1 protein-coding gene is annotated in these 423 nt (G+C 52.5%); it reads left to right on the plus strand.

Annotation, left to right across the window (positions count from 1 at the left end; genetic code table 11):
- Positions 1-56: 56 nt before the first annotated feature.
- Positions 57-423 (plus strand): IS5 family transposase (locus Abci_RS12680; RefSeq protein ID WP_244877686.1); only part of this gene is annotated, 367 nt, incomplete at its 3' end.

Raw genomic sequence — 423 nt, forward strand, 5'->3', positions numbered from 1 at the left:
CTTTTCCCCGCCATATCGGACGGACAAAAGGCGGCCTGAACTCAAAACTTCATGCCGTGTGCGATGATCAGGGCCGACCTGTCCGTCTTCATCTGACTGCAGGACAGGTCAGTGACTTCAGAGGAGCAGACGTGCTTCTGGCAGACCTCACCGATGAGACAGAAGAAGTCATCGGGGACAGAGGCTACGACAGCAACCAGATCAGGTTATCGCTTGCAGACCGGAATATCACAGCCTGTATTCCGCCGAAGAAGAACCGTAAATCAAAGCCGCCTTACAACTGGCATCTGTATAAAAAGCGCCACCTCATCGAGAACATGTTCGCAAAGCTGAAAGACTGGCGACGTGTTGCGACCCGATATGACCGCTGCGCTCATACATTCATGTCAGCTATCCACATCGCAGCAAGCTTCATCTTCTACC

This window comes from Acetobacter cibinongensis (genome assembly GCF_000963925.1).
Classification (GTDB): Bacteria; Pseudomonadota; Alphaproteobacteria; order Acetobacterales; family Acetobacteraceae; genus Acetobacter; species Acetobacter cibinongensis.